12 protein-coding genes are annotated in these 13,463 nt (G+C 59.5%); 5 read left to right on the plus strand and 7 right to left on the minus strand.

All coding sequences use genetic code 11. The annotated features are described in order from the left end of the window. Window positions 1-222 precede the first annotated feature (222 nt). Window positions 223-1,053 carry a Fic family protein gene (locus tag Q0106_RS04760; protein ID WP_297609582.1) on the minus strand — a complete coding sequence of 277 codons (831 nt, stop codon included), beginning with the start codon at window positions 1,051-1,053 and terminating at the stop codon, window positions 223-225. 256 nt (window positions 1,054-1,309) lie between these two features. Continuing rightward, on the minus strand, window positions 1,310-2,446 hold the full coding sequence (locus tag Q0106_RS04765; RefSeq protein ID WP_297609585.1) for a porin: 1,137 nt from the start codon (window positions 2,444-2,446) through the stop codon (window positions 1,310-1,312). 339 nt (window positions 2,447-2,785) lie between these two features. On the opposite strand from Q0106_RS04765, the gene Q0106_RS04770 reads away from it, so the two are divergent. Continuing rightward, window positions 2,786-3,949 carry an aminotransferase class I/II-fold pyridoxal phosphate-dependent enzyme gene (locus Q0106_RS04770; protein ID WP_297609588.1) on the plus strand — a complete coding sequence of 388 codons (1,164 nt, stop codon included), beginning with the start codon at window positions 2,786-2,788 and terminating at the stop codon, window positions 3,947-3,949. Between the two features lie 141 nt (window positions 3,950-4,090). Here the strand turns inward: Q0106_RS04770 and Q0106_RS04775 are convergent, their stop codons facing one another. Together Q0106_RS04775 and Q0106_RS04780 are read right to left on the minus strand one after the other, a co-directional pair. Next, a complete protein-coding gene (locus Q0106_RS04775; protein ID WP_297609591.1) occupies window positions 4,091-4,702 on the minus strand; it encodes a response regulator in 612 nt (203 codons plus the stop codon). Then, complete coding sequence (locus tag Q0106_RS04780) at window positions 4,699-6,471, minus strand: sensor histidine kinase (protein ID WP_297609594.1); 1,773 nt, start codon at window positions 6,469-6,471, stop codon at window positions 4,699-4,701. Before Q0106_RS04780 ends, Q0106_RS04775 begins: the two co-directional genes overlap by 4 nt. Before the next feature lie 116 nt (window positions 6,472-6,587). Here Q0106_RS04780 and Q0106_RS04785 point away from each other — a divergent pair, with 116 nt between their 5' ends. The 4 genes from Q0106_RS04785 (at window position 6,588) to Q0106_RS04800 (ending at window position 10,262) form a co-directional block, all read left to right on the plus strand. After that, window positions 6,588-8,384 carry a flavocytochrome c gene (locus tag Q0106_RS04785; RefSeq protein WP_297609597.1) on the plus strand — a complete coding sequence of 599 codons (1,797 nt, stop codon included), beginning with the start codon at window positions 6,588-6,590 and terminating at the stop codon, window positions 8,382-8,384. Between the two features lie 267 nt (window positions 8,385-8,651). After that, window positions 8,652-9,083, plus strand: a complete 432-nt coding sequence (locus Q0106_RS04790; RefSeq protein WP_297609600.1) for a hypothetical protein — start codon at window positions 8,652-8,654, stop codon at window positions 9,081-9,083. Between the two features lie 135 nt (window positions 9,084-9,218). Next, window positions 9,219-9,950, plus strand: a complete 732-nt coding sequence (locus tag Q0106_RS04795; protein WP_297609602.1) for a transposase — start codon at window positions 9,219-9,221, stop codon at window positions 9,948-9,950. A 126-nt stretch (window positions 9,951-10,076) separates the two neighbouring features. Continuing rightward, the gene (locus tag Q0106_RS04800; protein WP_297609605.1) at window positions 10,077-10,262 is read left to right on the plus strand and encodes a hypothetical protein; all 186 of its coding nucleotides are present in this window, start codon (window positions 10,077-10,079) and stop codon (window positions 10,260-10,262) included. A gap of 705 nt (window positions 10,263-10,967) precedes the next feature. On the opposite strand, the gene hypE is transcribed toward Q0106_RS04800, so the two are convergent. From hypE to Q0106_RS04815, 3 genes are read right to left on the minus strand one after another with little or no spacing between them, the layout of a single operon-like run. Then, on the minus strand, window positions 10,968-12,032 hold the full coding sequence (hypE, locus tag Q0106_RS04805) for a hydrogenase expression/formation protein HypE (protein ID WP_297609607.1): 1,065 nt from the start codon (window positions 12,030-12,032) through the stop codon (window positions 10,968-10,970). Window positions 12,033-12,084: 52 nt separating this feature from the next. Next, window positions 12,085-13,203, minus strand: a complete 1,119-nt coding sequence (gene hypD, locus Q0106_RS04810) for a hydrogenase formation protein HypD (RefSeq protein WP_297609611.1) — start codon at window positions 13,201-13,203, stop codon at window positions 12,085-12,087. Then, complete coding sequence (locus Q0106_RS04815) at window positions 13,200-13,460, minus strand: HypC/HybG/HupF family hydrogenase formation chaperone (RefSeq protein ID WP_152158020.1); 261 nt, start codon at window positions 13,458-13,460, stop codon at window positions 13,200-13,202. Before Q0106_RS04815 ends, hypD begins: the two co-directional genes overlap by 4 nt. Between the last annotated feature and the right edge of the window lie 3 nt (window positions 13,461-13,463).

Raw genomic sequence — 13,463 nt, forward strand, 5'->3', positions numbered from 1 at the left:
AGAGAGCTGAACAAAGGAACCACCCCGGTAAAATTGGTGGATTCCAGCTAACGGCTCATCCCCAACGCGTCTGCGATTTCTGAGAATGCCTTCTTCTCCTCAGGAGTGATTTTCAGGGATATGGAGGCTTTGGCTTCTTTCATGGTCGCGTCCTTTGTTGTCATGAAGGTTGTCGTTACGGGCGACTACTTTGGGTGAGAGAACTTGATTCGAAGAGGGGGCTCAGCGGCGGGCGCTCTTGATGCTTTCGAGTGCTCGTTTTTCCGCAAGGAGCTGCTCAGGCGCTTTCCCCTGGAGCTCTTCAATGGAGTGCTTGTACTCCTCGAGGAACAAGTTCTTGTAGAGCGTGTGGTCGCCCGTTTCGTAATAATGGAGCACAGATGCCAGATAATCCGGGATGCTCTTTTCCTGAAGGAAAATCGGCGTCAGTTGATGAGCTGCCAGAACGGCAGTCTGCATCAAGCGGGAGGTGCGCTTGTTCCCGTCTTCGAAATACTGAAGGTAAGCCAGGTTGCAGTGCACGTAGACGGCTTGAGAAAACGGGCGGGTGATTTTCCCGGCTGTTTCCAGAATCGTTTCGAACGCATCTTCCAATGCGTACGGACTGGCGAGCGGAATATATCCGGATCCCGCAATGGCGACTGGGCGGCGGCGAATCTGGCCCCTAGCTTCCGTTCGAATCAGCTGGTCGGTGATCTGCGAATGGATTGAGCGAACATAGGATTTCGAGAGGACGCCGCTGATCTTCTCTTCACGATCCTGCATGACGCTCACAAAAGCGTCGCGGAGATTGACGAGCATTGCGGCATCCTGATACGTTCTTCCAGCCTCAGTGATGCCGTACTGGAGCAGCATGGCCGCGCCTTTGCGCGAGTACTTGTTGCCTTCAATTTTGCCTGAGACATAGGCGTAATCGATGGCGCGATTCTCAAATTGGCGGCGGTTGCGCAAAAGCGCGTCGATTGAATATTCGTTTGCGAGCGACTCCAGGCAGTCCTCTTCCGAAGCTGTGAAGATGGATGTGTTTTCGAGGAAGCGGGAGTTGTATTCCATTGTTTTCCTGGGCTCTGACGGCGCATGCCGATGGACATTGCTCAAAGCGAAGGCTAGCATTGATTCGCGCTCCCAAACGCGGCGGGAGACGGCTCAAACCCCGAAGCGATGAAGCATCCCGGCAGCATGACGACTTGTCCGGCGCTTCCCGTGAGACTCCGGAGCAAAAAAATCCCGGAGAGGCTTTCGGGGCCTCTTCCGGGACAGACTTCCGAGAAAGGAGATGAAGAAAAGAGGAGTGTTTCGCTGGGAAAAATCACAAGTTGTATATCATGCCGGCCGCCCCCATGAACTGGTTGAAGCGGGCGGGTTTGGACAACAGCTTGTCGCCGTCAGCGTAGGAGGCGGCGAGATAAAGACGCGTGCGCTTTGAGAGCGCATAGTAGTAGACGCTGCCGCCCGAAATGACGGTACCTTCCGTTTCGCTGAGGCCTTCCTTGTTGCCCTGCCACTCAAACTTCCCGTAGGTGAGGGACCCAGTAAAAGTGTGGCGTCCCACCGGATAGGCGGCCGTCACCACAACGGCGTTGCTTCTCAGGCCTTTGGCGGACTTGTCGTAGGAGGTAGATCCCACCATCTGGTTTCTCAGGTCGGCAGCGGCGCCGATGCGCCAGTCGTTTTCGCCGTGGTAGTAGGTAACGGCAGAGACAACGGGCCCGAAGTCGTAGCTCGCGATCAGATGCGTGCCGAAGGTGTCGTGCTTCTTCGGGGCCTCGGGATTGAGGCGGTCAGGCTTCTCCCAGGAGAGGATGGTGCCGAAGCGGAGCTTTTCGCCCGTCCAGCCGCCTGCAAGCTGGGCGACGATGTTGCGGTCCGACCAGCCGTAGTTCTTCTCCTGAGTTTCCGAGCCGTTGGAATAGAGACCCTGAAGGAAGAAGCCTTTCGTGCCTTTGGTCGAGAAGGCGACGGCATTGTCGAGGTTTTGCGGCGCATTGAAGGTGACGTTTGCCGGAGCAATGCCGACGAAGCTCGCGTTCGTCATGTTGGCGCGAAGCCGCATGTACATGGAATAGGGCTGCGTCGCGCAGGAGAAGTTCGCAATTCGGCCGAAGGAGAACTCAATGTCGTTGTTGCCGACGAAGAGGCGCGTGGAGCCGAAAAGGTGATCCGGGTTGGCGAGAGACCCGGTGTCGAGCGCGATGGTCGAACCGACATGAAAGCCCGCGTACCAGTCGTCCCAGAGCTTTTCCGTGCCTTTCAGGTTGATGGCGGAATCCCACGGCGTTTCCTTGTAGCCCGCCATTTTGAAGGCATCGTCGCCGTTCTTCGGGTTCGTGTAGTAGACGCCTTCGGCAATGATGCCGGAGATCTGAACCTCGGCGGCGGAGGCGGCAGCTGCCGTGAGGGAGAGTGCAGCGGCTGCGGCGGCCAGCGTAATTCTGGAGAGAGGCATTTGGTCGGATTCCTTTTTGCGGTTGATTTTTGTGATTGCGCCCGATTCTTTATTCGGGGCCGTGGGGGCCGCCAGAAGTGGTCGGCTTCGTGCGGACCCCTTGAAAACAATCTATTGGAATCGATTGGATGCGCCTATCGGATCTTTCCTCGCGTCTCCGATCACTTCAGAGAAAAGTTCTTCCCATTTTTGATAGTTCGTTTGGATTAGGTCGTTGGTATGGGACGCATTGAGATGGCGCAGGTATTACTTCAATCAATCCCTGATCTCTCTGCGGATGAGCGCAGAATCATGAGACAAACGCCATCGAAGCCTTTCGTTCGAGCAGGGGAGATATTCATGATCACGCTGAGTCAACGCAGCAGCACCTTTACCGATTCCGTCATCCGCCGCATGAGCCGCGTGTGCGCCAAATACGGCGCCCTCAATCTCGCGCAGGGGTTCCCCGACTACAACCCGCCCGAACCGATGCTGAAGCGCCTTGCGGAAGTCGCCTACCAGGGACCGCACCAGTATGCGACCACCTGGGGCGCGCAGAATTTCCGCGAAGCGCTCTGCGAAAAGGTGAAGCATTTCAGCGGACTCGAATACGCTCCGAATTCCGAGGTCGCCGTTACCTGCGGCGGCACGGAAGCCATGATGGCCTCCGTTCTCGCAACGGTGAACCCCGGCGACAAGGTGGCGATCTTCTCGCCCTTCTACGAGAACTACGGCGCCGACGCGATCCTTTCGGGCGCAGAACCCATTTTCGTGCCGCTGAAGCCCCCAGCCTTCTCGTTTGACGAAGAGGAGCTCCGTAATGCCTTCCGTCAGGGCGCGAAGGCCCTCATTCTCTGCAATCCGTCGAACCCGTCCGGCAAGGTCTTCACGAGGGACGAGCTCCTTGCGATCGCGAAAATCGTGAAGGAGTTCGACGCCTTCGTGATTACGGACGAGGTCTACGAGCACATCATCTACAAGCCTGCGGTTCATACGTACTTTGCGGCGCTCCCCGGCATGCGCGAGCGCACGATCGTCTGCAATTCGCTCTCGAAGACCTATTCGATCACGGGCTGGCGCCTGGGCTACGTCCTCGGGCCCGCGGAAGCGCTCGACCGCGTCCGCAAGGTTCACGACTTCCTGACGGTCGGCGCTGCGGCGCCCCTCCAGGAGGCTGCCGTCACGGGCCTCAGGTTCGGCGACGACTACTACGAAGAGCTTCAGGCCGAATACACGCACCGGCGCGATCTCTTCCTGTCGGGACTCGATTCCTTGGGCCTCAGGTACTTCCGTCCGCAGGGCACGTACTTCGTGCTCGTCGACATCAAAGATTTCGGCTATGACGACGACTATCAGTTCTGCCTCGACCTTGCCGAAAAGGTGAAGCTCGGCGCTGTTCCGGGGTCGAGCTTCTTCCGCGAGCCCGTGCACGACTACATTCGTCTGCACTTTGCGAAGGGCGACGACCGGGTGCTCGAGGACGCGATCAACCGCCTGAGGAACATCAAGATTTTGCAGAAGTAATCTGCGGATGTTCCCATGACAAAGGACCGGGAGCTTGAGGAAGCTTTGCCGGTCCTTTTATTTCAGAGCGCACGCGGCGTCTTTCAGGCGCGGGATGGAAGTGCGCCGCCCGTTCGGGCGAATGGGCTTCAAGCGGCAGTCTTATCCGAGGCGGAGCTTCAGCTGCCGCAGCTCGTTGAGATTCGATACGCCGAGCTTGTGGTAGGCATTCGCGCGGTGCGTTTCGACGGTTCGGTCGCTCAGCGACAGGCGCTGCGCGATCTGGCAGTTGAGGAGCCCGATGAGAACCAGATCGAGAATTTGCCGCTCACGCTTCGTGAGGGTCTCCCAGCGTTCTGATTCCTCGCCGCTCCCGACAGGGGTTTGTCTGGCTTTAAGGTCTTTGCCCACTGCGGCATCAACAGCCCGGAGAAACTCTTCCGGGTTGACCGGTTTTTTGAGCAGGTCGTCGGCGCCTTTTCTGAAGATCGTGATCGCCATGTCGACGTCGGCATGCGCGGTCAGAAAAACAATCGGCTGGGTATAGCCGCGCCGGAGCATCAGCGCCTGAAGCTCCACACCGTTGATGCCGGGCATTTGATAGTCAAGCACGACGCATCCCGGACGGTCGGGGTCGTCCTCTTGAAGAAACGCTTCGCCGCTCTCATAGGCCTTCGCCGTCCACCCTTCCGCCCGCAGCATGAAGAGGAGCGCTTCGCAGTGTGCGAGGTTGTCGTCCACAATGCGGATGAGCGCATTTTGTTCCTTCTTCATGATGTCTTCTCCAGAGGTAGCTTAATAACTGCTGAAAGACCGCTCCCGGGCCCCGCTTCAAAGAGAAGCTTCCCGCCATGATTTTCAACGATGGAGCGGACAAGCACAAGGCCGAGACCGAGACCGCTCGGCTTCGTGCTTTGCAGCGGCGTTCCGAGTGCCCGGAGCTCTTTTTCGGAGAGCGGCGAGCCGTTATCGGAGATCCTGATGAGGCAGTGGCCGTCGGCTTTTTTCGCCGATACCCGGATTTCGGGCCGGGGCGTCTTGTCCGCATGGAGCGCGTCTGCCGCGTTTCGAAGGAGATTAAGCACGGCAAGCTCGATTTCCATGGAATCCGCAAAGATGGGGAGACTCCCTTCAAGTTCGCTCAATACTCTGCCCGAAAAGCGCCCGCTCGCGCGGAAGACTTCCAGAGCCTGCTTCACGACTGCCGAGGCATCGAGATGCTCTCTGTCTGAAGGCTTGCGGCGTGCGTAGGCGCGGACTTTGTTGACGATGCTTTCCGCATCCTGAGTTTCGGCGGCCATCCGGAAAAGCGCCTCTCTGGCGGCGGATGCGTCAAAATCGGGCTTTTCCGTCATCCGGAGAAGTCCGTGGATGTAGGCGGAAAGGGAAGAGAGCGGCTGTCGAAGCTCATGCGCGATCATCGAGCTCATCTGTCCGATCAGGCCGACCTTCTGGAGAGACTCAAAACGCTCTTCTGCGGCTGCCGCCACTTTCTGGAGTTCGAGCTGCCGGCTGAGCGCCCGGGAAAGTTCTGCGGTCCTGCGGCTGACGAGATGCTTCAGAAGCAGGCTGTAGAGGGCAAGGAGCACGAGAAGCGCCGCGCCGGCAAGGATCCACGGTCGGTATTCTTCCCAGAAGCCCTTGAGCGTCCAGCCTTTCAGCACGTCGTAGACGCCCGTCTTCATGTTCCGGTAGAGCTCGTCGACGGCGCTGAAGTCGGTTGCAACGCTCCAGCGGTAGTCGGATGCGTCGCTCGCGTTGAGGAGAATCTGCATGACTTCGCGCGCGAGCTCAGGCGATGTTCCGGGAGCGGCGGAGAGCGTCCAGTTGGGATAGTCGGCGGTTGATCGGCGGCAGGGCATGATGCCGGGCTTCGGCTCCAGAATCCTGAGCGCCCTTCGTTCCGGAGCATCTGCAGGAAAATTGTCCTCAAGAAAGCAGCTCGGCACCGTTGCCGCATCGGCCTCGCCCCGAAGGAGCGAAGCGAGCACGCTGAAGCTTCCTGCATCCAGAAAGACCTGTTTGGAGAAGAACCCGAGATGGTCGTAGCCGCGCGCCTCGAGTTCGCCCATTGCGGCGACGTAGCCGTAAAAGCCCATGGGTCGGTTGGCGACGAGCCGTCTTCCGCGGAGGTCGTCGAGCTTTCTGTAGGGGGAGTCTGCACGGACGACGAAGACCGAGCCGTAGGCGTGGTTGGGGTCGGGAAAGCGCTTCGAAGTGATGGTGAGGAGGTCCTTTGTGCCTTTGTTCATCATCCGGCGCGAGAGACCCGCCGTGGAAATGAAGAAGCTGAGGCGGTTCGCAAGAACGTCTTCTGTGAGCTTGTCGACATGAATCGTCTCAAAGCTCACGCGGTCTTTGCCGAAATGCGCCTCCAGGGCTTGCTTCGTTTCCGTAAAGACGGAGACGTGTTCCGGTTCATGACCGCCCGGGGTGATGCCGATCCGGATCGCCGGCTCCGGGACCGCTGAAGCGAGCGCCGGGAGGAGCAGGCAGAGCGTCAGAAGAAATAAAGGACGGCTTTGAGGCGCAGCGTTTGTCATGAATCTCTCCGGGCTTATGAATTCTGGGAGCCCGCGTGTACTTAAGTACCGGATACGTAGGTACCCGGCTGAATATTCTCTATCCCAACGAGTGAACAATCTCTGGAGAGAGAACTATGAAGCAGCACATCGCATTATCCGCCGCTCTCGCGGCCGCCCTCGCCCTCATGAGCACCGGCGCATCGGCCGCACTTAAGGACGGCACGTATGAAACCCAGGTCATCGGCCACAATGCGCCCTTTACGGTGAAGGTGACCGTAAAGGACGGGAAGGTTGCGTCGATCGATTCGAAACAGAACCTTGAGTCGAACGGCGTCGGCCGCGTGGCGCTCGAGAAGCTTGCAAAGAAGGTCGTCGACAATCAGTCGGTCGGCGTCGACGTGGTGACGGGAGCGACGCTCACGAGCTTTGCGTTCCTGAAGGGCGTTCGCGACGATCTCGCCAAGGCGGGCGCGACGGACGAAGACATGGCGAAATGGAAGAAGAAGGTCGAGCAGCATCCGACAGCGCCTCTTGCGATCGATTCTGACGTCGTGGTGATCGGCGGCGGCGGGGCCGGCCTGGCCGCAGCCCTCTCGGCACTCGAGTCCGGTGCGAAGAAGGTCGTTGTTCTCGAGAAGCTCGGCTACCTCGGCGGCTCCACTCAGGTCTCGGGCGGCGCCTTCAATGCCGTTGACGACAAGCGTCAGAAGGCGCAGGGCATTGTCGATTCGAAGCCCATTTTCTTTGAAGCGACGATGAGGGGCGGCCACTATGTCGGGAACCCCGAACTGGTGCACTACCTTACCTACAACGCCACGGATGCGGTCGCCTGGCTTGAAAAGGAAGGCGTCGAATTCAGGGACAAGATCGGTTCGGCAACGGGCTCCCTCGGTCAGCGTTCGCATTACGGCAAGAAGCCTGCCGGCTGGGCCTATACGTCCGTCTTCGAAAAGCGCCTTGCGGATTACGGCGACCGGGTTGAGATCCTCACCGATACGCCTGCCGAGCATCTCATCGTCAGGGACGGCCGCGTGGTCGGCGTGAAGGCGCTCCGCTACGGCAAGCAGCCCGTCACCGTCAATGCCGCGAGCACGGTGATTGCCACGGGCGGCTTCGGCGCCAACATCCCGATGCGTCAGAAAGTGAATACCGGCGTCTGGAAGGAGGTCTCGCTCGACAAGCGCATCGGCACGACGAACATCAACGGCGCGGCGCAGGGCAAGGGCATCGAACTCGGACGTGAAGCCGGGGCCGACATCATCGGACTCTCCGACATTCAGCTTCACCCGAACGGCACGCCCGGCACCGGCCTCATGCAGGATATTGCGACTTCCGGACGCAACCGCCTCTTCATCAACAAGAACGGCGACCGCTTCGTGAGCGAAAGCGCGGCGCGCGACACGCTCTGCAAGGCGATCTTTGCCCAGCCCGGCGGAACCTATTACCTGCTGATGAACAAGCTCCGCTACCCGGATGAAACGACGCCGGACCGCATGGGCGTCACCATGCAGGACATGCTGAAGCTCGGCCGCGTGAAGAAGGCTGAAACGCTCGATGAAATGGCGAAGATCCTCAACGTGCCGGCAGCAAATCTCAAGGCCGCGGTTGCGGAATACAACAAGGCGGCGAGCAACAAGGGAACGCCAGACAAGTTCGGCTTCGTCGCGACCAATACGGATGATGCGCCGATGACGGAGGGCCCCTGGTACGCATGCCCCAAGGTTCCGACAGTGCATCACACGATGGGCGGCATCCGCATCAATGTGCACGCTCAGGCGCTCGATAAGGACGGCAATCCGATCAAGGGCCTCTACGCCGCGGGCGAAGTGACGGGCGGCATTCACGGCGCGAACCGTCTCGGCGGGAACGCCATCGCGGATGTCTTCACCTTCGGGAAGGTTGCCGGCGAAAGCGCGGCAAAGGGACTCTGACGAAAAGGGAGCGACGGCATTTCCCGGATGGAACCTGTTCTCCTGAGGCATCGGTGCCGAAATTGATCCATCCGTCATGAGCAAAAGAGAGGGACCTTCGGGTCCCTCTCGCATTTCCGGAAGTTCCCGCTGCGATCCCCGGAGCGGCAGCGGTTCGGGAGACTTCGGGCGGAGAAAAGACAATCGCAGCTGGAAAGGTTGACAAGAACTTGGAAATAATACTAAATATATTAATGTATTTTTTTTTAGATTTCGGGAGTTCCTGCTATGGAATACACGGAATACAAGATGGATCTCAAACGCATTCGCGCGAAAGTCCGCACCATGAAGCGGACGCTCAAAGCCAGAAAGGGAACAACCAACCTGGTCGGGTATGGCCTCACGGTAATCCGCGAGAGGCTTCTTGAGGATCCTGCCTGCTATCTCACCTATGGCCCCTACTGGTGGGCTATGAAGGACATGCTCATTCGCCGCGGGTACAAATTCGGGACGGAGCTCGATGAGGAAGTTCTTGAGGATTACAGAGGCGGCAATGATGAAGAATCGCTCGTCATGTGCGAGGTCTTCCGCGACATGTATTTTGAAAAGTTCATGCGGGGCGCCCGCCGGTTCTCGCTGGACGGCGCTTCCGACGAGGACTACGTGCTCGTGGATCACGATATGGAAAACCGGATCCTGCCCGATATCGCGCTGATTTAGCTTGTTTGAAGCTTTCTGCATAAGAGTGGGGCGGCTGAGGCGCTCAGCCTGATGATTTTCCAGTAGGATTCCCAACCGCCAAAGCCATCGCTCGAGGCCATGGCGCGAACTTTTCAAGGTGAACCGGGACATCCCATGGATCTGACCTCCAAGCTATTGAAAAACATTCTGAATCTCGAGAACATCGTCGTAGAGAACTGCGAATTCGGACTTGGTTCCGATCAGGAAAGGATCCTGACGGTCGATGTGCAGCCATATAAGCGCCTGCAGCATTTGTGTCCGCAGTGCGGGAAGAACTGTCCGGGCTACGACCGCGGCGGGCGTCCGGCGAGAACCTGGCGCGCCCTCGACTGGGGAGACGTGCTCGTCTATCTGCGCTACGCGCCTCCCCGCATCCAGTGCCCGGAGCACGGCGTCGTTACGGCATCCGTGCCCTGGGCTTATCCCGGGTCGCGCTTCACCATGGACTTTGACTGGCAGACGGCGATCCTGGCTGCAGGCGTCTCTACGACGCTCGCTGCCCGTCTCATGCGCATCGATTGGGCCACCGTCTCCCGCTGCGCGGAGCGCGTCAGAGAAAAAGAGACGCAGGACGCCGGCAATCGGTTCAGCGGCCTCCGGCACATTGCAGTGAATGAGAGGAGCTTCACCCAGGGAAAGAATGTCGTCACCGCCGTTTTTGACCGTGAGAAGAACCGTCTGGTCTGGGCGCATGAAGGCCGCGCGTCCAAGGTATTGGAAGTCTTCTTTGAAGGCCTGACGGCAGACGAGAGAGCTGCTGTCGAAGTGGTGAGCGGCGACAACGCACGCGTGATCGACGAGTGCATTGCAAAGTACGCGCCGCAGGCAAAGCGAAACAGGCGCTGAAAGGCGGATGGAGGCCGGTGATCTATGTCAGGATCCTCCGCCTCAGGGAATAGAATCTTCCTGGAAATTTCTCTGCCGTAACGGAGAAATTTCCGGAAAATTCTCCGTCATAACGAGGTTTTTCTTATGGAACTCATCCCTCGAGAAATGCAGGCTTCCATCGCGGCTCAAACGCGGCCCAAAGCGGATGTTATTTTCGGTGCGCGGCAAACGGGCAAAACTACGCTGCTTCAGGGCATTGTTCTCAGCTCTGCGGCTTGGTTTTCCGGCGACGCACCGAGTGATCTGGAAAGACTCTCGCTCTTTAGTTAATGAGAGAGTGGAGCAACTCGTCTGAAAATCTCAGGTTCGCGGGAACTGAAAAACCCTGAAAATGCGCCGCGGCCAGTTGCAGGACAGCCGTCAAAATGGCGGCGGGCGTTACCACTGGAGCGTTCCACGCTGGCTTACGTCAACGCCCGCCGTGATGACTGCGTCTTCGAACGCTTCTACGATTTCCTGCTCAAGCATTTTGGGGAGGAAGAAAAGCAAAGCCCCCGACCTTTCGGTACGAGGGCCGATTGTCGCTACGGTGGATTGCAATCTCCGCTCCGTAGAGGCCTGCCCACTTAAGGGCAGGACTTAGACCCCGGCAGACTTTGCTGTTGCGGGAACATTGTTACGGTACAGTTAAAAGGTGAGATCGTCAAACGTTTGAATCGCTGAAGTACTTGAGACCGTGACTTGGTTAGGCATCTCAAGCATCATTGCTGTCCAAAATACTTTGGGAATGTCGGAGCCTTTGAGGCGCGTCGAAGATTCCTCAAATCCGCTCTTCGGCGGTACTTTCCCATACAGCCATGACGCAGGCCCGATAAAGCCGAAGGCCTGCCGGAAGCGACGCTCAGGGGACTTCACGACGATTCTGATTATACGCAGGGAGCCGTTCGGTCTCCCTGCACCAGGCATTTGAAAAAATCCGTCGCCCTAGGGTTTTCGATCTGTTTTCGTCCTTCAAAGCGGCTTTTCCGGATCCGATCAGCAGATTCTCGGAAGCTGCTCGCCCGTGAGCCAGTCGACCATGCGCCGGCCGCCCATCAGGGTCACCATCTCAACGAATCCGGGATTCTCCGCCGTCACTTCGCCGATGATCGCGGCTCCCGTCCCATGCGGGTCGCTCCGGATGGCGGCGAGCGCGGCCTCCGCCTCGTCTTCCGGGACGATTGCAATGAGGCGCCCTTCGCAGGCGGAATAAAGGGGATCGAGCCCCAGGAATTCGCAGGCTGCGCGGACCTCGTCCTTCACCGGAATTTGGGCTTCATGAAGCGTGATGCCGACGCCGCTCTCGGCGGCAATTTCGTTCAAGGTCGTCCCGAGCCCGCCGCGGGTGGGATCGCGCAGCACGTGCGCACCGGGCGCGGCGGCGAGAAGGCATTCCACCATTTTCCCGAGCGGCGCGCAGTCGGATTTCAGATCCGTGCCGAAAGTCATGTCCTCGCGCAGGCTCATCACGGTCATGCCGTGGTCGCCGATCGAGCCCGAAACGATCACGCGGTCGCCGGGACGCGCCTGGGAGCCGGAAATCATGTGGTCGGCAAGCCGCTCGCCGATGCCGGTGGTGGCGATGTAGACCCCGTCGCCGTGGCCCTTCTCAACCACCTTGGTGTCGCCCGTCACGACGGCGACGCCCGCTTCCTTCGCGGTCTCGGCCATGGACTGAACGATCTTTTCGAGGTCCCGGAGCGGAAAGCCTTCCTCAAGAATGAAGGCCGCGGAGAGCCAGAGGGGCTTCGCGCCGCACATGGCGACGTCGTTCACGGTGCCTGTGACGGCAAGACGCCCGATGTCGCCGCCCGGGAAGAAGAGGGGCTTCACGACGTGCGCGTCGCAGGAGACGGCAACCGGGCGCGTGATCGGGGGCATCACCGCCCCGTCGTGCCCCTGGTCGAGCCACTCGTTCGTGAGGTGCTTGGCGAAGAGTTCGCCGATCAGCTGCGCCGAGGCCCTTCCGCCCGAGCCGTGCGTCATTTCGACGGCGCCGCGGAGAATGTCGAGCCTGCGGCCGGAGCTTGCGCGTTCGCGCTTGAGATTATTTTCCGTCATATTCTTTTCCTTTCCTGCCGTAATGAATCTTAGGGACTTTTGGGCCGGATCTTCAGGACCGGGCTCGCCCGTAGCTGTATGCCGCGGCGCAGGCGCCTTCAGAGGACACCATGCAGGCGCCGATCGGGTGGGCGGGCGTGCAGGCCTTCCCGAAGAGAAGGCACTGCCGCGGCTCCTTTTCGCCTCTCAGAATGGCGCCGCATTCGCAGGCCTTGTTGTCGGGGACCACGAGTTCAGGCATCACGAAGCGCTTTTCAGCATCGAATTCCGCGAATTCCGGGCGGATGCGCAGCGCTGAATTCGGAACCGTGCCGAGACCGCGCCACTCAAACGTGGGGCGCCGCTCGAAAACCTCGTCCATGAGCTCAATCGCCTTGACGTTCCCTTCCGCCGTCACCGCGCGGGTGAATTCGTTTTCCACTTCGGCGCGGCCTTCGTTTACCTGGCGGATGAGCATCAGGATCGAGAGGAGCATGTCGAGGGGCTCGAAGCCGCAGACGACGACAGGCATCCTCCATTTTTCGCTGAAGTGCCGGTAGGGGTTGGAGCCGATCACGGTCGAGACGTGCGCGGGGCCGACAAGGCCGTTCAACTTAGGTGCATCAGGCCGCTGCGGGGCCGTGAGGAGAATGTGCTCCATCGCGGCGGGGGTCAGCACGTGGTTGCAGAAGACGGAGAAGTTCTTCAATCCCAGACGCTTCGCGGCGAGAATCGCGGCCGCGGTCGGCGGGGTCGTCGTCTCAAAGCCGATTGCGAAGAAGACCACCTCGCGGTCGGGATTTTCGCGGGCGGCCTTCACGGCATCCATCGGGGAATAGATCATGCGGATGTCGGCGCCCTCGGCACGGCAGCGGAAGAAGCTCCGGCCCTTCGATGCCGGCACCCTCATCGTATCGGCGTAGGTGCAGAGAATCACCTTTTCCTTGAGGGCAAGATTCATCGCCATGTCGATGCGGCCGATCGGCATCACGCAGACGGGGCACCCGGGCCCGTGAATCATGCGGACGTTGGGCGGAAGAAGGTCGGTGAGACCCCAGCGCGAAAGGACGTGCGTGTGCCCGCCGCAGAATTCCATGAAGCGATAGTCGCGGGAAGGATCGGCCTCCTCGCGGATTCTTTGAGCGAGCTTCTGCGCCTCGTCGCCGCGGCGGTATTCATCCACGTACTTCATGGGCGCGCTCCGCCCGACGTAATCGTCATGCCTTCGCGAAGCTCGCCCGCGCTTTCCAGAATGCGCAGCGTCTCCTCGGCTTCCTTCGCGTCGATGCGGTTGAGCGCGAATCCGACATGCACGATCACCCAGTCGCCCGGGACCGGATGGTCGATCAGGGAAACGTCGACGGGCTTTTCAATGCCGCCGATCGATGCCATCGCATCGGATCCGTTCGGGGAAACGGAGAGAATTTCTGCAGGAACTGCAAGACACATAGA

Source organism: uncultured Sutterella sp. (assembly GCF_937923675.1).
Lineage (GTDB): Bacteria > Pseudomonadota > Gammaproteobacteria > Burkholderiales > Burkholderiaceae_F > Sutterella.

What these genes read in the sequence shown, in the direction of transcription:
- Q0106_RS04815 (WP_152158020.1), bottom strand. Translation starts at nt 13,460, where the DNA reads ATGTGTCTTGCAGTTCCTGCAGAAATTCTCTCCGTTTCCCCGAACGGA.
- Q0106_RS04795 (WP_297609602.1), top strand. Translation starts at nt 9,219, where the DNA reads ATGGATCTGACCTCCAAGCTATTGAAAAACATTCTGAATCTCGAGAAC.
- Q0106_RS04775 (WP_297609591.1), bottom strand. Translation starts at nt 4,702, where the DNA reads ATGAAGAAGGAACAAAATGCGCTCATCCGCATTGTGGACGACAACCTC.
- hypD (WP_297609611.1), bottom strand. Translation starts at nt 13,203, where the DNA reads ATGAAGTACGTGGATGAATACCGCCGCGGCGACGAGGCGCAGAAGCTC.
- hypE (WP_297609607.1), bottom strand. Translation starts at nt 12,032, where the DNA reads ATGACGGAAAATAATCTCAAGCGCGAACGCGCAAGCTCCGGCCGCAGG.
- Q0106_RS04770 (WP_297609588.1), top strand. Translation starts at nt 2,786, where the DNA reads ATGATCACGCTGAGTCAACGCAGCAGCACCTTTACCGATTCCGTCATC.
- Q0106_RS04790 (WP_297609600.1), top strand. Translation starts at nt 8,652, where the DNA reads ATGGAATACACGGAATACAAGATGGATCTCAAACGCATTCGCGCGAAA.
- Q0106_RS04785 (WP_297609597.1), top strand. Translation starts at nt 6,588, where the DNA reads ATGAAGCAGCACATCGCATTATCCGCCGCTCTCGCGGCCGCCCTCGCC.
- Q0106_RS04765 (WP_297609585.1), bottom strand. Translation starts at nt 2,446, where the DNA reads ATGCCTCTCTCCAGAATTACGCTGGCCGCCGCAGCCGCTGCACTCTCC.
- Q0106_RS04760 (WP_297609582.1), bottom strand. Translation starts at nt 1,053, where the DNA reads ATGGAATACAACTCCCGCTTCCTCGAAAACACATCCATCTTCACAGCT.
- Q0106_RS04780 (WP_297609594.1), bottom strand. Translation starts at nt 6,471, where the DNA reads ATGACAAACGCTGCGCCTCAAAGCCGTCCTTTATTTCTTCTGACGCTC.
- Q0106_RS04800 (WP_297609605.1), top strand. Translation starts at nt 10,077, where the DNA reads ATGGAACTCATCCCTCGAGAAATGCAGGCTTCCATCGCGGCTCAAACG.